Consider the following 18,822-nt stretch of genomic DNA (forward strand, 5'->3'; position numbering starts at 1 on the left):
TTGCTCGCCCGCGCATCATGGAATCTCTGGCTACCCAAGTAAACAGGAGCATTGAAAATGAACGGCTTGAGCGATGTGCGGTTGACGTTACACGGTCAGGAACTGGCGGCAGGGCAGAAGGACAGTGCGCGCAATGAGATCATGCGCAATGCGCCGTCCGGCCTGAGTCGCTGGAGTCTGTTGTGGCATCGTCTGCACACGCGCAAGGCGTTGCTGGCGCTGACGGCGGATCAGCTCAAGGACATCGGGCTGACGCGTGAGCAGGCGCAGGAGGAGGGGTTGAAGCCGTTCTGGCGGATCTGACAACCACTGATCGCTCCCACGCTCTGCGTGGGAGCGCCGCGCCGGACGCTCCGCGTCCGCTGTGACGCAGAGCGTCACTGGATGCATTCCCACGCAGAGCGTGGGAACGATCACTCAGACCAACTCTTTAAGGCGATGCCACAACATCCCCAACGCCAACAACGGCGAACGCAAATGCTTGCCGCCCGGGAAGGTGATGTGCGGCACCTTGGCAAACAGATCAAAGCCCCCGCTTTGCTGCCCGCTGATCGCTTCGGCCAATAACTTGCCCGCCAGGTGCGTGGCATTCACCCCGTGGCCTGAATAGGCCTGGGCGTAATACACGTTCGGCTGGTCCGCGAGCCGGCCAATCTGCGGCAAGCGGTTCGCGCCGATACCGATCATGCCGCCCCACTGATAGTCGATTTTCACGCCAGCGAGTTGCGGAAACACTTCGAGCATCTTCGGCTGCATGTAGGCGCCGATATCCTTTGGATCGCGTCCCGAATAGTGGCAGGCGCCGCCGAACAGCAAACGACGATCCGCCGAGAGTCGGTAATAATCCAGCGCGACACGTTGGTCGCAGACCGCCATGTTCTGCGGCAGCAGGTTATGCGCCTGTTCTTCGCTCAACGGCTCGGTGGCGATGATGTAGCTGCCCGCGGGCAGGACCTTGCCGCTGAGTTGCGGATTCAGATCACTGAGATACGCGTTGCAGCCAAGCACGAGGGTCTTGGCGCGCACCGAACCTTGAGCTGTATGGACTTTGACTTCAGGGCCGTAATCGATACGCGTCACTGCCGAGTGTTCAAACAGTTTAACGCCCAGTTGCTGCGCTGCTGCTGCTTCGCCCAAGGCCAGGTTCAGCGGATGCAGATGCCCGGAGCCCATGTCGATCAAGCCGCCGACATAGCGTTTGGAACCGACCACCGTGTGCATGTCGTGGGCTTGCAGCAAGCGGGTTTCGTAGCGATAGCCAAGGCCACGCAGTTCTTCGGCGTCTTCGGCAAAGCCTTCGAGGTCGGACGGTTTGTTGGCGAGGTCGCAATAGCCCCAGGTCAGGTCGCAGGCAATCTGAAAACGCTCGACGCGCTGGCGAACGATTTCCACTGCTTCCAGGCCCATCAGTTTCATCTCGCGCACGCCGTCGGCACCGATGACGTTGGTGAACTGATCGAGGCCGTGACCGACGCCGCGAATAAGCTGCCCGCCGTTGCGACCGCTGGCGCCCCAACCGATCTTGTGCGCTTCCAGCAACACCACGCTGAGGCCGCGTTCGGCCAGTTCCAGCGCCGTGTTCAACCCGGAAAAGCCGCCGCCGACCACACAGACGTCGGCCAGCACGTCACCTTGCAACACCGGGTGATCGGGCTGCGGCAGGCTGCTGGCGGCGTAGTAAGAGGCAACGTGGGGTTGGCTCGCGGAGGTAAAGGCGCGGGCAGTCATGGGCGTCATCCAACGGCTAAGTGTCGAGAAAATTTGACGGAGCATAAGCCGCACGCCCGAATGTGGGCAACATTGGTCGGCCTGCGGTGTCTGGATCTCGGCTTTTGCGGCACAATTGTCGCCTATTCCTCCTCGGTCATCGCTGCAATGAGCTGCAACAGCCAGAAAATCCGCACCTTGCGCCAGCAGATACCCTCGTTCGAGTGCGTGCCCGGCTGCCACGATTGCTGCGGCCCGGTGACCACTTCGCCGGAAGAAATGGCCCGCCTGCCACGCAAGACCCGCGCCGAGCAAGATGCGGCGATGGAAGAGCTGAACTGTGTGCACCTGGGGCCGAACGGCTGCACGGTGTATGAAGAGCGGCCGTTGATTTGCCGTTTGTTCGGCACGACCAAGACCTTGCCTTGCCCGAATGAGCGGCGCCCGGTGGAGCTGATTCATCCGAGAGTGGAGAAGCAGATATTCGAGTACATGGCGGCGAATCGGCAGGTTTTGGTTTAGCGCGTTCACTCGGAACCGAGTCGACGCCATCGCGAGCAGGCTCGCTCCCACATTTGGAATGCGTTCCCCCTGTGGGAGCGAGCCTGCTCGCGAGTGGAGCGCCAGCGATCTTCAATCCGGAATAGGTAAGCTCAAGCTCTCCTTCACCTCTTCCATCACGATATAGCTCTTCGACTCGCGCACATGCGGCAGCTTCAGCAGAATGTCGCCGAGCAGCTTGCGGTAAGACGCCATCTCGGAAATCCGCGCCTTCACCAGATAGTCGAAATCCCCCGACACCAGATGACACTCCAGCACGTGCGGCAACTTCAGCACCGCGCGTCGGAACTCCTCGAAAGTGTCGCCGGATTTGTAGTCGAGGCTGATCTCGACGAACACCAGCAAGCTACCCTTCAAATGCTGCGGATTCAGCCGGGCGTTGTAGCCCATGATGATTCCTTCGCGCTCCAGACGCCGTACTCGTTCGGTGCAGGGCGTGGTAGAGAGGCCGACCTTTTCCCCAAGTTCGGTAAAGGAAATCCGCCCGTCCGCCTGCAGGATCCGCAAGATGTTGCGGTCGATCTTGTCCAGCTCACGTTTGGTCTGAGTGTTGGTACGCATAGGGGATGCGCCTCCGTGAAAAGGGTTTTTGCCGAGAATTGTCGCCAAATATAGGCGCTTATATAGTGAAAAGCACTGGCATTTCTTTTTTACACTGCGCGCATCATTGCTCTAACAACAGACGTACGCGGCCCCGCCGCGATGAGGGATACAAAAATGCGCGTAATGGTCTTGGGTAGCGGCGTCATCGGTACCGCCAGTGCTTACTATCTGGCCCGTGCCGGGTTTGAAGTGGTGGTGGTCGACCGACAGCCAGCCGCGGCCATGGAGACCAGTTTCGCCAACGCCGGCCAGGTCTCGCCGGGCTACGCCTCGCCGTGGGCCGCGCCGGGCGTGCCGCTGAAGGCGATCAAGTGGCTGTTGCAGCGCCACGCCCCTCTCGCGATAAAAGCCACCGCCGACATCGACCAGTACCTGTGGATGGCGCAGATGCTGCGCAACTGCACCGCCAGCCGTTACGCGGTGAACAAGGAGCGCATGGTGCGTCTGTCCGAGTACAGCCGCGACTGCCTCGATGAATTGCGCGCCGAAACCGGCATCGCCTACGAAGGCCGCAGCCTCGGCACGACTCAGCTGTTCCGCACCCAGGCACAACTGGATAACGCCGCCAAAGACATCGCCGTGCTGAAAGAATCCGGCGTGCCGTTTGAAGTACTCGACCGCGCCGGCATTGCCCGCGTAGAGCCGGCCCTGGCGGGTGTCACTGACATCCTCGCCGGTGCCCTGCGCCTGCCGAATGACCAGACCGGCGACTGCCAGATCTTCACCACGCGCCTCGCCGAAATGGCCGTGAAACTCGGTGTCGAATTCCGCTTTGGCCAGGACATTCAGAAACTCGACTACGCCGGTGATCGCATCAACGGTGTGTGGATCGACGGCAAGCTGGAAACCGCTGACCGCTACGTACTGGCGCTCGGCAGCTACTCGCCGCAACTGCTCAAACCGCTGGGCATCAAGGCGCCGGTGTATCCGCTCAAGGGTTACTCGCTGACCGTGCCGATCACCAACCCGGCGATGGCCCCGACTTCGACTATTCTCGACGAGACCTACAAGGTCGCGATCACCCGTTTCGATAACCGTATCCGTGTGGGCGGCATGGCCGAGATCGCCGGTTTTGACCTGTCGCTGAACCCGCGTCGCCGTGAAACCCTGGAGATGATCGTCAACGACCTTTATCCTCAGGGCGGCAATCTGGCCGAGGCGAGCTTCTGGACCGGCCTGCGTCCGACCACCCCGGACGGCACGCCGATCGTTGGCGCCACGCCGTTCAAGAACCTGTTCCTCAACACCGGTCACGGCACGCTCGGTTGGACCATGGCGTGCGGCTCCGGTCGTTTGCTGGCCGATCTGATGGCGAAGAAAAAGCCGCAGATCAGCGCCGAAGGCCTCGATATTTCCCGTTACGGCAACAAGACCCAGGAGTCCGCAAAACATGGCAATCCAGCGCCAGCTCACCAATGAGCGCATGAGTCAGATCGTCAGCCACAACGGCACCGTGTATCTGGCCGGGCAGGTCGGCGACGACTTCGACGCCGGGATTGAACAGCAGACTCGCGAGGTACTGGCCAATATCGAGCGCTTGCTCGATCTGGCCGGCACCGACAAACAGCATCTGCTGTCGGCGACGATCTACCTGAACGATATCGAAGCCCACTTTGCCGGGATGAACTCGGTGTGGGACCAGTGGCTGCCCAAAGGCGCCGCCCCGGCCCGCGCCACCGTCGAAGCGAAAATGGCCAAGCCGAGCATTCTGGTGGAAATTTCCATCGTCGCCGCGCTGCCGTAGCCGTTGTAAAGATCCCTCTCCCGGCGCTGTTGGCGGTTCACGTCGTCAGTCGGCGCCGGTTTTTCTTCCCATGACCGCCTAGAAGTCTGCCGCCATGCGTCCTGCCCGTGCCCTGATCGACCTAGAAGCCCTGCGCCACAACTACCGAATTGCCCGCGAAGTCACTGGCGCCAAGGCGCTTGCGGTGATCAAGGCGGACGCCTACGGCCATGGCGCGGTGCGTTGCGCCCAGGCACTGGAAGCCGAGGCCGACGGTTTTGCCGTCGCCTGCATCGAAGAAGCGCTGGAGTTGCGCGCGGCCGGCATCAAGGCCCCGGTGTTGTTGCTCGAAGGCATCTTCGAAGCCGATGAGCTGGCGCTGGTTGTCGAGCATGATTTCTGGACCGTGGTGCATTCGCTGTGGCAGCTCGAAGCGATCGAGCAGGCGACACTGAGCAAGCCGATCACCGTGTGGCTGAAGCTTGATTCGGGCATGCACCGCGTTGGTCTGCATCCCAAGGATTACCCGGCAGCCTACCAACGGCTGCTGGCCAGCGGCAAAGTGGCGAAGATCGTGTTGATGAGCCACTTTGCCCGTGCCGATGAGCTGCACGCGCAGAGCAGCACCGAGCAAGTCGCGGTGTTTGAAGCGGCGCGTCAGGGCCTGGCGGCGGAAGTCAGCTTGCGCAACTCGCCAGCAGTGCTTGGCTGGCCGCAGATTCACAGCGACTGGGTACGTCCGGGCATCATGCTCTACGGCGCGACCCCGTTCGAGGAGGCCAACGCCGTGGCTGATCGCCTGCAACCGGTGATGACCCTGGAGTCGAAAGTCATCTGCGTCCGTGAACTGCCCGCTGGCGAGCCGATCGGCTACGGCGCCAAATTCATCACCGACAAACCGATGCGCATCGGCGTGGTCGCCATGGGTTACGCCGACGGCTACCCGCGTCAGGCGCCGACCGGCACGCCGGTACTGGTGGCGGGTAAACGCAGCCGGATTCTCGGTCGCGTGTCGATGGACATGCTCTGCATCGACCTCACCGATGTGCCTGAAGCTGGCCTCGGTTCGAGCGTTGAGCTGTGGGGCAAAAACATCCTCGCCAGCGAAGTGGCGCAGTGGGCCGACACCATTCCGTACCAGATCTTTTGCAATCTGCGCCGAGTGCCAAGGCTCTATTCCGAGGGTTGACGCCGCTGCGGGGGCGAAGTGTTGTAAATACTGAACGCTGTCGCCATGATAACGCTCAATATTCTTACAACATCAGGAGGCTCCCGCCTTGGACGTCGGTGAACGACTGCAATCGATCCGCAAGCTCAAAGGGCTTTCCCAGCGTGAACTCGCCAAACGCGCGGGCGTCACCAACAGCACCATTTCGATGATCGAAAAGAACAGCGTCAGCCCTTCGATCAGTTCGCTGAGGAAGGTACTGGGCGGGATTCCCATGTCCATGGTCGAGTTCTTTTCCGAAGAAATCCTGCAGGAAGTCCCGACCCAGATCGTCTACAAGGCCAACGAGCTGATCGACATTTCCGACGGCGCCGTGACCATGAAACTGGTCGGCCGCGCGCACCCCAGCCGCGCCATCGCCTTCCTCAACGAAATCTACCCACCGGGTGCCGACACCGGCGAAGAAATGCTCACCCATGAAGGCGAAGAAACCGGGATTCTGGTGGAAGGTCGTCTGGAACTGGTGGTGGGTCTGGAAACTTTTATTCTCGAAGCCGGCGACAGCTACTACTTTGAAAGTACCAAGCCGCACCGTTTTCGTAATCCGTTTGACGCGCCTGCGCGACTAATCAGCGCAGCCACGCCGGCGAATTTTTAACAAAGAGGTGCCAAGCCATGATGGCAAAGGCATCCGGACCGTTTATCTACCGTGCGGTATAACCCCTTCGACTATGGGGTTGTTTCAGTGTGGCGGGCTACCCGCTATACTTCCGCCCGCCTGCGAACCGTGGCCGCAGGCGTGAATAGCCACCATTGAGGGTGAACGCGTGAACCTAATTATGAAAATGCTGGCCGCACCAGCAACCGTACTGGCCCTCTGGGCTGTCAGCGCTCAAGCTGCGACGAATGACGACATTGCCAAACGCCTGGAGCCGGTTGGCCAGGTGTGTGTACAAGGTCAGGAATGCAAGGGGATGGAAGTTGCCGCTTCCGCAGGCGGCGGTGGCGGGGCGAAAACCCCGGATGAGGTGATTGCCAAGCATTGCAATGCTTGCCACGGTACCGGGTTGTTGGGCGCGCCGAAGATCGGTGACACCGCAGCGTGGAAAGAGCGTGCTGATCATCAGGGTGGTCTTGATGGCATCCTGGCCAAGGCCATTACCGGCATCAATGCCATGCCGCCGAAAGGCACCTGCGCCGATTGCTCGGATGATGAGTTGAAGGGCGCGATCCAGAAGATGTCTGGCCTGAAGTAAGGCGCACTTCTGACGAAAAAAACCGTCTTCGGACGGTTTTTTTGTGGGCGCGATTCAAGAACCCCTCACCCCAGCCCTCTCCCGGAGGGAGAGGGGGCAGACCGAGTTGTCTTTCGTCCGACATCGACCTGAAACATCAAGTCGATTATGGATTCGGCAAAGCAGGTTCACGTCGGCGTACCTCTCCAATATCCCCCAATCAGTCCCCTCTCCCTCCGGGAGAGGGCTAGGGTGAGGGCAAACAATCTCCAGTCATAAAAACTCCCGTGGCCGACAATCGTCCAGGAATTTGGGCTGTCCTTTGCAGCAAACTCAAGGCAAGCTCGGTCTACCCCTATTCACGGAACGGGCAGGAGGCTTCAGATGGTGCAGTTGTGTTCGATCGAACAGGCGGTGGACGACGTGCTGGCGCGGTTGCCGGCGCATATCCACATGGGCATGCCGCTGGGGTTGGGCAAGCCCAATCACTTCGTCAACGCGCTGTACCGGCGGATCAAAGGCCTGCCCGAGCGGCAACTGACGATCTACACCGCGCTGTGCCTCGGCCGGCCGAACCTGGGCGATGGTTTGCAAAAACGCTTCATCGAACCCTTCGTCGAACGCGTCTTCGGTGACTATCCGGAATTCGATTTCCTCGCCGACCTGCACCGCGACAGCCTGCCCGCCAACATCCGCATCGAACAGTTCTTCATGCAGCCCGGCAGCCTGCTCAACAGCGCGCCGGCCCAGCAGGATTACGTCAGCAGCAATTACAGCCACGCCGCCCGCGACATCAACGCCGCCGGGCTCAATCTGGTGGCGCAATTACTGGCCAGCAGCAGCGAGCATCCCGATCGACTGAGCCTGAGTTGCAATCCCGACATTACCCTCGACCTGTTGCCGATGATCGCCAAGCGCCGCCACGCCGGGGAGACCATTTTGCTGGTCGGTCAGGTGCACACCGATCTGCCGTACATGCCCGGTGATGCCGAAGTCGATATCGACACCTTCGACCTGCTGATCGACGCGAAGGACAGCAGCACGCTGTTTTCCACGCCGAACATGCCGGTGGGCTTTCAGGATCATTTCATTGGCTTGCACGCGAGTACGCTGGTGCGCGACGGCGGTACGTTGCAGATCGGCATCGGTTCGATGGGCGACGCGTTGACCGCCGCATTGCTGGCGCGTCAGGCGGATAACACCGGTTATAAGGCGTTGCTCGACGACATCAACCTCAGCCAGTGGGCGCAATTGATCGAACGCGAGGGCGGCACGGGGCCGTTCGCCAAAGGCCTGTACGGTTGCAGCGAAATGTTCGTCAACGGCCTGCTGGTGCTGGCGGATGCCGGGATCATCCGCCGCAAGGTCTACCCCGATGTGCCAACGCAGGAACAGGCCAACGCCGGCACCCTCGACGAGGCGGCGCAGACTGACGGCATCTCGGTGCACGGCGGTTTCTTCCTTGGCCCGCGCAGTTTCTACGAGCGCCTGCGTGAGTTACCGCAGAGCAAACGCATCGAATTCAACATGACCCGCATCAGTTACATCAACGAGTTGTATGGGCAGGAAGAGCTCAAGCGCTTGCAGCGTCTTGACGCGCGATTCATCAACACCGTGTTCACTATGACTTTGCTCGGTGCCGGTGTGGCGGATCAACTGGAGGATGGACGGGTACTCAGCGGTGTCGGCGGGCAGTACAACTTCGTCGCGCAGGGCCACGCGCTGCACGATGCCCGATCGATTCTGATCCTGCGTAGCTGGCGCGAATCCGGTGGTGACGTCAGTTCCAACATCGTCTGGGAATACGGCCATTGCACGATCCCACGGCATCTGCGCGACATCGTCGTGACCGAGTACGGCATCGCTGATCTGCGCGGCAAAGCCGACGCAGTAGTGATCGAGTCGCTGCTGAACATTAGTGACTCGCGCTTCCAGCAGGGGCTGATCGAGCAAGCGCAAAAGGTCGGCAAGCTGCCAAAGGATTTCCGCCTCGACCCACGCTTTGCCGATAACACACCGCAGCGTCTGCAGGCGATCGCCGCACGGCATCCGAACCTGTTTCCGGAGTATCCGCTGGGCTGTGATTTCACTGCGATCGAACGGGATTTGCTGCGGGCGCTGAACTGGCTGAAGAGCAAATTCAAACTCACCGAAATCCTCGATCTCGGCAAAGCAGCCCTCGATGCGCCCGAGGCATCGCTATACCCCGAACACCTCGAACGCATGCAGCTGACAAACCCGGAAGGCCTGAAAGAAGACCTCTTCCAACGCCTGCTGCTCACCGGCCTCAAAGCCACCACCCAATAACTGCCTGACCCAAAACAACTGTAGGAGTGAGCCTGCTCGCGATAGCGGTGTTTCAACCGACGAATATATCGACTGACACTACGCTATCGCGAGCAGGCTCACTCCTACAGGGGGGCTGCGGTGTGGCTTTATTCGATGAAAGTGACCACGCCATCCTTCAGCGATTTCACCCGAGCCAGCGATTCAACGCGGTAGCCCTGCGAATCCAGTTCGGCACGCCCGCCCTGGAACGACTTCTCGATCACGATGCCCAGACCGGCAACGGTCGCGCCGGCCTGCTTGATGATCGAGATCAGCGCTTGCGACGCCTTACCGTTGGCCAGGAAGTCGTCGATGATCAGCACGCGGTCGCTGCTGGTCAGGTGGCGCGGAGAGATCGCCACGGTGCTTTCGGTCTTTTTGGTGAAGGAGTAAACGGTCGCCGACAGCAGGTTTTCGGTCAGGGTCAGGGACTGTTGCTTGCGGGCGAAGATCACCGGCACGCCGAGGTTCAGACCGGTCATGATCGCCGGGGCTATCCCTGAGGCTTCGATGGTGACGATCTTGGTGATGCCCGAGTCCTTGAACAGCGAGGCGAATTCGTCGCCGATCAGCTTCATCAGGGCCGGGTCGATCTGGTGGTTCAGGAAGGCGTCGACCTTCAGGACCTGGTCGGAAAGCACAATGCCTTGTTCGCGGATTTTCTGGTGCAATGCTTCCATGAAGCTGTCCTCTTTTGGCGCTTTGTGCGCCGAAGGTCTAGTAAAAAAATGGTCAATTCTAGCGCTTTAACATCGCGCGTATATCAGCCAATGCGCTATTGCCACGCACGACTTTGACTTCGGTCGGTGTGTCGTCGTTGCCTTCCCAGGCCAGATCGTCCGGCGGTAGCTCATCGAGGAAGCGGCTCGGCGCGCAGTCGATGATCTCGCCGTACTGCTTGCGCTTGGCGGCGAAGGTGAAGGCCAGGGTCTGGCGCGCGCGGGTGATGCCCACGTAGGCCAGTCGGCGTTCTTCTTCGATGGTGTCGGCTTCGATGCTGGAGCGGTGCGGGAGGATTTCCTCTTCCATGCCCATGATGAACACGTAAGGGAATTCCAGACCCTTGGACGCATGCAGCGTCATCATCTGCACGCCTTCGGCGCCGTCTTCCTCTTCCTGCTGACGTTCGAGCATGTCGCGCAGGACCAGTTTGCCGATGGCGTCCTCGACGGTCATTTCGCCTTCTTCGTCCTTTTCAAGGGTGTTTTTCAACGCCTCGATCAGGAACCAGACGTTGCTCATCCGGTAATCGGCCGCCTTGTCGCTGGAGCTGTTGGTGCGCAGCCAGTTCTCATAGTCGATGTCCATGACCATGCTGCGCAGCGCCGAGATCGGATCCTCGCCGGCGCACTGCTCACGGACCTTGTCCATGAAGCGTTTGAAGCGCGACAGGCGATCGGTGAAGCGGCTGTCCAGATGTTCGCCCAGACCGATTTCGTCGGTGGCGGCGTACATCGAAATTTTGCGTTCGGTGGCGTAGTTGCCGAGTTTTTCCAGGGTGGTCGAGCCGATTTCGCGGCGTGGCACGTTGATCACGCGCAGGAAGGCGTTGTCGTCATCCGGGTTGACGATCAGGCGGAAGTAGGCCATCAGGTCTTTCACTTCCTGGCGGCCGAAGAAGCTGTTGCCGCCGCTCAGGCGGTACGGCACCTGGTGGTGCTGCAGCTTCAGTTCGATCAGCTTGGCCTGGTAGTTGCCGCGATAAAGGATGGCGAAATCGCTGTACGGACGGTCGGTGCGCAAGTGCAGGCTGAGGATTTCCATGGCCACGCGCTCGGCTTCGGCGTCCTCGTTGCGGCAGCGGATCACGCGGATCTCGTCGCCGTGGCCCATCTCGCTCCACAGCTGCTTTTCGAATTCGTGCGGGTTGTTCGAGATCAGCACGTTGGCGCAGCGCAGGATGCGGCTGGTGGAGCGGTAGTTCTGCTCGAGCATCACCACTTTCAGGGACGGATAGTCGTCCTTGAGCAGCATCAGGTTTTCCGGCCGCGCGCCGCGCCAAGCGTAGATCGACTGGTCGTCGTCGCCGACCACGGTGAACTGGTTGCGCTTGCCGATGAGCATTTTCACCAGCAAATATTGGCTGGCGTTGGTGTCCTGGTATTCGTCGACCAGCAGGTAACGCACCTTGTTCTGCCACTTTTCGAGGATGTCGGCATGTTCTTCGAAGAGTTTTACCGGCAGCAGGATCAGGTCGTCGAAGTCCACAGCGTTGAACGCTTTCAGCGTGCGCTGGTAGTGGGTGTAGACGATGGCGGCGGTCTGTTCCTTGGGATTGCGCGCGTTCTCCAGCGCCTGAGGCGGCAGGATCAGGTCGTTTTTCCAGGCGCCGATCATGTTCTTGATCTCGTCGACGCCGTCTTCGCCCGCGTATTCCTTCTGCATGATGTCGGTCATCAGGGCTTTGACGTCGGTCTCGTCGAAGATCGAGAAACCGGGTTTGTAGCCCAGCCGCACGTGTTCCTTGCGGATGATGTTCAGACCGAGGTTGTGGAACGTGCAGACGGTCAGGCCGCGACCTTCGCCGGCCCGCAGCAGGGTGCCGACCCGCTCTTTCATCTCGCGCGCGGCCTTGTTGGTAAAGGTCATGGCGACGATGTACTGGGCACGAATGCCGCAGTTCTGGATCAGGTGCGCGATTTTGCGCGTGATCACGCTGGTCTTGCCGGAGCCAGCACCGGCGAGCACCAATAGAGGGCCGCCGACGTAGTTCACGGCTTCTTGCTGCCGGGGATTGAGTCGGGACATACGAAAATTCGGGAGTCGTTGACGAAATGGGCCGGCATTTTAACAGGCTCAGCGATTTGTGCTGCTCTCTCCGACTTGTGACGTACCACGCGATTCAAATTTGCCGGTTTTGTTACTTTCGCGGAGGATGCGCGGTGATTTTGCGGCTAATGTTCTCATTCGTGACACAAAATAACGTTTTGATAACCGTTGTCATTTGGTCATTGAACGGCGCAACGGCATAATGCCCCGCCCACATCATTGCAGAGTCTAGGGAGCTAGCTTGTCTACGCCTGTCGAACCCTTGCGTTTGCTGCTACTGGCCGAAGAGCCAGCGTGGACAGCGTTATTGCGTGAGTGTCTGGCTCCGATGGGGAGCGCGGCGGTGCTGATCAGCGCGCCGAGCTGGGATTCGGTCAGCAGTTTGTTCGAAGACAACCGCCATGCGGTGTTGTTGACCCTTCCGGCATTGCAACCGGCACCGGGCCGTTGCAGCCTGCCGACGGTCTTGCTGCTGGAACATGAACCGGACACCGCGCCGGTTGGCGTCAGTGACTGGCTGGTGTTCGACGCCCTCGACGCCGGCATGCTGCGCCGCTGCCTGCGCCATGTGCGCGAACGCGGCGTTCTCGAAAACACCCTGCAACGCCTCGCCGAGCAGGATCCGCTGACCGGCATCGCCAACCGTCAGGGTTTCCAGACCTTGCTTGCTGCGCGCCTCGCGGAAAACGACGGTCGCGGCCTGGCCCTCGGGCATCTCGATCTCGACAACTTCCGCCACGCCAACGATGCGCTTGGCCATCAGGCGGGGGATCGCTTGATCCTGCAAGTGGTCGCACGCCTGAAAAGTCAGCTCGAAGCCGGTGATCAACTGGCGCGGCTGGGCAGCGATGAGTTTGCCCTGCTGATCGACACCCGCCGTGCACCGCAGCGCGCCGAGTGGATGGCCGAACGCATCACCGAAGCGCTCGCCGAACCGTATTGGGTCGATGGCGAAAGCCTGCTGATCGGCTCCAGTCTCGGCATCGCCCACGCCCGTGCGCAGGGCGGCGCCGATCCGCTGATGTGGCACGCCCACATCGCCATGCAGCAGGCCAAGAGCACCCAGGGCTGCACCTTCCATATCTTCAACGAACGCATCAACCGCAATGCGCGGAGCATGGCCGACCTCGAAAGCGAGTTGCGCCGAGCGTTGCGTCGCGATGAGCTGGAATTGCATTACCAGCCACGCCTGAATCTTGAGGATGGCCAGATTGTCGGCCTCGAAGCGTTGGTGCGCTGGCGTCATGGCGAGCGCGGTTTGCTGCCGCCGAGTGAATTTGTCCCTTTGGCCGAGCAGAGCGGTTTGATCGTGCCGCTGGGTTACTGGGTGATTTCCCGGGCCTTGCGTGACATGCAGGCGTTGCGCGAGCGCGGGCTGCCGGCGCTGCACATGGCGATCAACCTGTCATTCCGCCAGTTTCAAGACAGTCAGTTGTTGCCGACGCTGAGCCGGTTGATTGCCGAGCGTGGCGTTGAGGCGCAGTGGCTGGAATTCGAACTGACAGAAACCGCCGTGATGCGCCGTAGCGATCTGGTCAAGCAGACCATGGACGCTCTCGGCCGTCTCGGTGTGCGCTTCTCGCTGGATGACTTTGGCACCGGGTTCTCGTCGTTCGTGCACCTCAACAGCCTGCCGATCACCTTGCTGAAGATCGACAAAAGCTTTGTCGGCGGCATGGAGCAGCGCGAAGAGAACCGCAAACTGGTGCACGCGATGATCAATCTCGCGCACAACCTGCATCTGGAAGTGGTGGCGGAGGGGGTGGAAACCCCTGAACAGCTAGAACTGTTGCGCGGGTTTGGTTGCGATCAGGTGCAGGGTTATCTGATCAGCCGGCCGTTGCCCTTGGCGGAATTGGTTGAATATCTCACCTTCGGCTCAAGCCAGCAGCCAGCCCTCGAGATCGTAAGCTGAACACATAACCCCTGTAGGAGTGAGCCTGCTCGCGATAGCAATCTACCAGTCAACATTTGCTTCGACTGACACACCGCAATCGCGAGCAGGCTCACTCCTACAAGGGATCTCAGTCGGTCTGCGGGACCGTAAACTGACTTGATGACGCAGGCTCCAGCCGAATCATCCGCTTCATTTTCCACTCGAACGCCAGCGTCAAACTCACCGCCGCACACGCCAGGCCCAACGCCAATCCCCACCAGACGCCCGTCGGCCCCCAATTGAGGTGGAACGCCATCCACCACGCCGCCGGTGCGCCAATCAGCCAATAGCAAGCGAGCCCGACCAGAAACGTGGTCTTCGCATCCTTGAGTCCACGGATGCAGCCCATGGCAATCGTCTGCGTGCCGTCGAACAGCTCGAACCACGCCGCCACTGCTAGCAGGCTCACCGCCAGGCGAATCACCTCGGCAAACGCCGGATCGTTGTGATCGAGGAACAACCCGACCAACTGGTTGGGCAACAGCCAGAACACCATCGCGAATCCCAACATCACCACCGCGCCAAAGACGATCCCGACCCGTCCGGACATCCGCGCATCACTCAGTTGCCCGGCGCCGTAATGCTGGCCGACGCGCATGGTGATCGCGTACGACATCCCCGCCGGCACCATGAACGCCACCGAGACAATTTGCAGGGCAATCTGGTGCGCGCCCAACTGCGTGCTACCCATGGTGCCCATGCACAGAGCTGCGAACGCGAACAAACCGACTTCCACCGCATACGTGCCACCGATTGGCAGGCCGAGGCGCCACAACTCTTTCAGGTACTGCCGGTTCGGCCGCGACAGGCCCGCGCGCAGCGGGTACGCGTCATAGGCCGGATGCCGGCGGATGTGCCAGGCCAGCGCCAACGCCATGCAATTGGCGACAATCGCTGTGACCAGGCCGATGCCCGTCAGGCCCATTTTCGGCAGACCGAACATGCCGGTGATCAGCGCGTAATTGAGCAGGAAATTCGCCACCGTGCCGGCCAGACTGATGACCATCACCGGTGTCGCCCGGCCGATTGCACTGGTGAAACCGCGCAGGGCCATGAAACTGAGGTAGCCGGGCAGGGCGAAGGGCAGGGCAATCAGGAATTGCCCGGCCGCGTTGACGTTGGTTTCGGTCTGGCCGAACAGCAGCAACACCGGTTTCAGGTTCCACAGCAGCAACCCGGCGCCCAGCGCCATCAGCCACGCCAGCCACAATCCGGCCTGGGTCAGACGCGCAGCGCCAATGATGTCGCCGGCGCCCTTGCGAATCGCCACCAATGTGCCGACCGCTGCAATCACGCCGATGCAGAAAATCGACACGAACGAATAAGTCGCCGCACCGAGACCGCCGCCCGCGAGCGCTTCAGGACTCAGGCGCGCCATCATCAACGTGTCAGTCAGCACCATCAACATGTGCGCCAACTGTGAAGCAATCAACGGCCCTGCCAGCCGCAGAATGGCCCAGAGTTCGGTACGCACAGGATGCTGCATGGTCATCACCACTCAATTTCAGAGGGAACAGGAGACCGTCGATTCTCGGCGCTTGGCGGGCTTTGCACAAAGGGATAAAAAGGATGGGTGGCATGATTAAAACTCATCCTGGATAAACGGTTTAAGATTGGCTTTATCCCGCTATCGGAGCTTTCTGCATGTCTCGTCGTCTTCCTCCCTTGTATGCCCTGCGCGCATTTGAAGCGGCGGCGCGACATAGTTCGTTCACCCGGGCTGCCGAGGAACTGTCGATCACCCAGAGTGCGGTAAGTCGGCATATTCGGACCCTCGAAGAACACTTCGCCTGTCGGCTGTTTCATCGCAGCGGTCGCAATCTGCAGCTGACCGAAGCGGCGCGGTTGCTGCTGCCCGGGATCCGCGAAGGCTTCAGTGCGCTGGAGCGGGCCTGCAATACCTTGCGTGCCGAGGACGACATTTTGCGCATGAAAGCGCCCTCGACCCTGACTATGCGCTGGTTGCTCGCGCGCCTGAGTCGCTTCCGCCATTTGCAGCCTGGCAACGAAGTGCAACTGACCAGTGCGTGGATGGACGTCGATTCGGTGGATTTCAACGATGAGCCTTTCGACTGCGCTGTTTTGTTGAGTGACGGGCATTTTCCGCCGGATTGGGAGGCGAGTTTATTGTTTCCCGAAGAGCTGATTCCGGTGGGGGCGCCAAACCTGCTGAATGATCAGCCGTGGGATCTGGCTCGACTGGCTTGCACCGAATTACTTCACCCGACACCGGACCGTCGCGATTGGCGCAGTTGGCTGGAACACATGGGGCTGTCCGATCAGGTGTCACTCAAGGGTGGGCAAGTGTTCGATACCCTCGAATTGGGCATGATCGCGGCGGCGCGCGGGTACGGTGTGTCGATGGGCGACCTGTTAATGGTCGCCGAAGATGTGGCGCAGGGAAGGCTGAGCCTGCCGTGGCCAACCGCGGTCGCCAGCGGTTTGAATTACTACCTTGTGTGGCCAAAGACCCGCCCGGGAGGTGAACGTTTGCGCCGTCTCAGCGACTTTCTGCAAAGCGAAGTCCGCGCCATGGAGTTGCCGGCGGTCGCGCGCTTGAGCTGAAACGTTAGAGCCGCCGCAATGCCGGCCTTGTGCCATAACCTTGTTTTCCGCTCAAGTATTTGGATCCACCGCCGAATACGTGCTTGTGGAACCGTCGTGCCGGTATCCACGATTCACCCCCACAACCAGAAAAATTTCCGAGTCGAGATCAAGGAGGATCCCGTGGCTCGGCCAGGAGCTGTCCATGTCTCAACCTCGCGCTCGGATCGCCTCGCAGCTGGGCCTCGCGCTCGCTGTAATACTGGCGATAGTTATCAGTGGCAGTACGGTGTTCGCCTTGCGTTCGCTGGACTCCGCCAACCTCGCCACTCGTGAAGAGCATCTGGCCAGTGAGGCGCGGCTGCTGGCCGACCAACTGAGCACCTTCCACGGCACGCTGCGTGAAAGCACCCAGCGCCTGAGCGGGCTGTTCGAGAAGCGTTTCAGCGCAGGTCTGAGCATTCACCCGAGTGAGCCGGTGAATGTTGCCGGCACCCAGACCCCGGGTCTGCATCTGGGCAGCGAAGTGCTGAACAACAACTTCAAGGAAGTCGACGAGTTCAAGCAGATGACCGCCGGCGTCGCCACCCTGTTCGTGCGCAGCGGCGAAGACTTCATCCGCGTCAGCACTTCGCTGACCAAACAGGATGGCACCCGTGCCATCGGCACCTTGCTCGATCACGCGCACCCGGCCTACGCGAAGTTGATGGCGGGGCAGGGTTACGTCGGTCGCGCCTTGCTGTTCGATCGCTCCTACATGACCCAATACACCCCGGTGCGTGATGGCAGCGGCAAGGTGATTGCGGTGCTGTTCGTCGGCTTCGATTACACCGACGCGCAGAACATCCAGTTCGATAACCTCAAGCGCTTCCGCATTGGCCAGAGCGGTTCGCTGGCGTTGCTCGACGAGCAAAACAAATGGCTGGTCGCGCCAGCGGGGGTGCAGGCGCTGGATCAAGCCGTTCCGGTGATCAAAGGTTTGGCTGCAAAGCCGGGCAAGGGTGAGTTCTGGAGCGACACCTCGGAAGATTTCTATAGCATTGCCGTGCCGTTCGATGGCGGACCATGGTCGGTCGTGGCGAGCATGCCGAAAGCTGAGATCCGCGCGGTGACCTGGAGCGTGGGTACGCAACTGGCCATTGGCAGTCTGTTGGCGATGCTGCTGGCGGTCGGATCTGTGGTCTGGCTGCTGCGCAGCAAACTGGCGCCTCTGGGGGATCTGGTGCGTCAGGCCGAGGCCTTGGGCGCCGGTGATCTGAGCGTGCGCCTGAACGTATCGAGCAACGACGAAATCGGTCAGTTGTCTCGCGCGTTCAACCAGATGAGCCAGGCGCTGTCGACCATGGTCGAGCACATCCGCCGCTCTTCGGAAGAGGTCAACAGCCGTGCCCAGGCCCTGTCCGGTTTGTCCGGCGGTGCCTATGAAGGCATGGAGCAACAATCTGGCGAAATCACCAGCATGGCCGGCGCGGTGGAAGAGTTCAGTGCGACGTCGTTGAACATCGCCGACAACATGGGCGCGACCCAGCGTCTGGCGCAGGAAAATGCCCAGCAAACGCAAATTGGCCGCAGCTCGATGGAAGAAGCGTCGTCCTCGCTGGAGCAAATCGCTGGCGCCCTGAACAGCACCGCCACCGTGATCAACACCCTCGGTCAGCGCTCGCAGGAAATCGGCGGCATCGTGGGTGTGATCACCTCGATCGCCGAGCAGACCAACCTTCTGGCACTTAACGCAGCAATCGAAGCTGCCCGTGCTGGTGAGCAGGGTCGTGGCTTTGCTGTGGTGGCCGATGAGGTGCGCAGCCTGGCTTCGCGTACTCGTCAGGCCACCGATGAAATTTCCAGCATGATTCACAGCATCCAGCAGGAAACCGGCAACGCGATCAGCACCATGGAGCAGGGCAATGTGCTGATGCAGGAAGGCTTGTCGCGCAACGCCAACGTGGCGTCGGCGCTGGCGCGAATCGATGAACAGAGCCGTTCGGCGGGGCAGCAGTTTGCCGCGATTACCACGGCCACTCAGGAGCAGAGCAGCACCGCGACGTTGTTGAGCAGTAATTTGCAGAGCATTGCGTTGGCCAACAGTGAGCAGCGTGAGGTTGTGTCGAACCTGGCTGTTACCGCCAAGGAGCTTGAGAAGCTGGCGGCGGATCTGCGTTCCGAGGTTGATCGCTTTCGTTGATACAGCCTTGATATAGCTTTCGCGAGCAGGCTCGCTCCCACAGTGTCCGGTGCGAATCACAGATTT

The 18,822-nt window shown here is 60.6% G+C and carries 16 protein-coding genes; 11 read left to right on the top strand and 5 right to left on the bottom strand.

What is annotated here, in order from left to right; translation table 11 throughout:
- Nucleotides 1-57 precede the first annotated feature (57 nt).
- Nucleotides 58-303, top strand: coding sequence for a DUF1127 domain-containing protein (locus CKW26_RS16115; RefSeq protein WP_095049332.1), 246 nt, complete (start codon nt 58-60; stop codon nt 301-303).
- A gap of 114 nt (nt 304-417) precedes the next feature.
- Here CKW26_RS16115 and CKW26_RS16120 read toward each other — a convergent pair whose 3' ends face one another.
- On the bottom strand, nt 418-1,728 hold the full coding sequence (locus CKW26_RS16120; protein ID WP_095049333.1) for an FAD-binding oxidoreductase: 1,311 nt from the start codon (nt 1,726-1,728) through the stop codon (nt 418-420).
- Between the two features lie 147 nt (nt 1,729-1,875).
- Here CKW26_RS16120 and CKW26_RS16125 point away from each other — a divergent pair, with 147 nt between their 5' ends.
- A complete protein-coding gene (locus CKW26_RS16125) occupies nt 1,876-2,229 on the top strand; it encodes a YkgJ family cysteine cluster protein (protein WP_064389779.1) in 354 nt (117 codons plus the stop codon).
- 111 nt (nt 2,230-2,340) lie between these two features.
- Here the strand turns inward: CKW26_RS16125 and CKW26_RS16130 are convergent, their stop codons facing one another.
- The gene (locus CKW26_RS16130; protein WP_003177284.1) at nt 2,341-2,829 is read right to left on the bottom strand and encodes an Lrp/AsnC ligand binding domain-containing protein; all 489 of its coding nucleotides are present in this window, start codon (nt 2,827-2,829) and stop codon (nt 2,341-2,343) included.
- A 156-nt stretch (nt 2,830-2,985) separates the two neighbouring features.
- Here CKW26_RS16130 and dadA point away from each other — a divergent pair, with 156 nt between their 5' ends.
- From dadA to CKW26_RS16160, 6 genes are all read left to right on the top strand, one after another.
- On the top strand, nt 2,986-4,290 hold the full coding sequence (dadA, locus tag CKW26_RS16135) for a D-amino acid dehydrogenase (protein WP_095049334.1): 1,305 nt from the start codon (nt 2,986-2,988) through the stop codon (nt 4,288-4,290).
- A complete protein-coding gene (locus CKW26_RS16140; protein WP_042561737.1) occupies nt 4,262-4,615 on the top strand; it encodes a RidA family protein in 354 nt (117 codons plus the stop codon). Before dadA ends, CKW26_RS16140 begins: the two co-directional genes overlap by 29 nt.
- 94 nt (nt 4,616-4,709) lie before the next feature.
- On the top strand, nt 4,710-5,783 hold the full coding sequence (alr, locus tag CKW26_RS16145) for an alanine racemase (protein WP_095049335.1): 1,074 nt from the start codon (nt 4,710-4,712) through the stop codon (nt 5,781-5,783).
- Between the two features lie 88 nt (nt 5,784-5,871).
- Nucleotides 5,872-6,420, top strand: coding sequence for a cupin domain-containing protein (locus CKW26_RS16150; RefSeq protein WP_007920393.1), 549 nt, complete (start codon nt 5,872-5,874; stop codon nt 6,418-6,420).
- Between the two features lie 181 nt (nt 6,421-6,601).
- Nucleotides 6,602-7,018, top strand: coding sequence for a cytochrome c5 family protein (locus CKW26_RS16155; RefSeq protein WP_095049336.1), 417 nt, complete (start codon nt 6,602-6,604; stop codon nt 7,016-7,018).
- Nucleotides 7,019-7,381: 363 nt separating this feature from the next.
- Complete coding sequence (locus tag CKW26_RS16160) at nt 7,382-9,304, top strand: acetyl-CoA hydrolase/transferase C-terminal domain-containing protein (RefSeq protein WP_095049337.1); 1,923 nt, start codon at nt 7,382-7,384, stop codon at nt 9,302-9,304.
- Between the two features lie 128 nt (nt 9,305-9,432).
- Here CKW26_RS16160 and CKW26_RS16165 read toward each other — a convergent pair whose 3' ends face one another.
- Together CKW26_RS16165 and rep are read right to left on the bottom strand one after the other, a co-directional pair.
- Nucleotides 9,433-10,005 carry a xanthine phosphoribosyltransferase gene (locus CKW26_RS16165; protein ID WP_007920398.1) on the bottom strand — a complete coding sequence of 191 codons (573 nt, stop codon included), beginning with the start codon at nt 10,003-10,005 and terminating at the stop codon, nt 9,433-9,435.
- 58 nt (nt 10,006-10,063) lie between these two features.
- Nucleotides 10,064-12,073 carry a DNA helicase Rep gene (gene rep / locus CKW26_RS16170; protein ID WP_095049338.1) on the bottom strand — a complete coding sequence of 670 codons (2,010 nt, stop codon included), beginning with the start codon at nt 12,071-12,073 and terminating at the stop codon, nt 10,064-10,066.
- A 262-nt stretch (nt 12,074-12,335) separates the two neighbouring features.
- Between rep and CKW26_RS16175 the strand changes: the two genes are divergently transcribed.
- Complete coding sequence (locus CKW26_RS16175; protein ID WP_095049339.1) at nt 12,336-14,009, top strand: bifunctional diguanylate cyclase/phosphodiesterase; 1,674 nt, start codon at nt 12,336-12,338, stop codon at nt 14,007-14,009.
- 109 nt (nt 14,010-14,118) lie between these two features.
- Here the strand turns inward: CKW26_RS16175 and CKW26_RS16180 are convergent, their stop codons facing one another.
- Nucleotides 14,119-15,516, bottom strand: coding sequence for a NorM family multidrug efflux MATE transporter (locus tag CKW26_RS16180; RefSeq protein ID WP_095049340.1), 1,398 nt, complete (start codon nt 15,514-15,516; stop codon nt 14,119-14,121).
- A 158-nt stretch (nt 15,517-15,674) separates the two neighbouring features.
- Between CKW26_RS16180 and CKW26_RS16185 the strand changes: the two genes are divergently transcribed.
- On the top strand, nt 15,675-16,595 hold the full coding sequence (locus CKW26_RS16185; RefSeq protein WP_095049341.1) for a LysR substrate-binding domain-containing protein: 921 nt from the start codon (nt 15,675-15,677) through the stop codon (nt 16,593-16,595).
- A 184-nt stretch (nt 16,596-16,779) separates the two neighbouring features.
- A complete protein-coding gene (locus CKW26_RS16190) occupies nt 16,780-18,756 on the top strand; it encodes a methyl-accepting chemotaxis protein (RefSeq protein WP_007920409.1) in 1,977 nt (658 codons plus the stop codon).
- The last annotated feature ends 66 nt before the right edge of the window (nt 18,757-18,822 follow it).

It is taken from the genome of Pseudomonas sp. Irchel s3h9, from assembly GCF_900187475.1.
In the GTDB taxonomy this organism is placed as follows: domain Bacteria; phylum Pseudomonadota; class Gammaproteobacteria; order Pseudomonadales; family Pseudomonadaceae; genus Aquipseudomonas; species Aquipseudomonas neuropathica.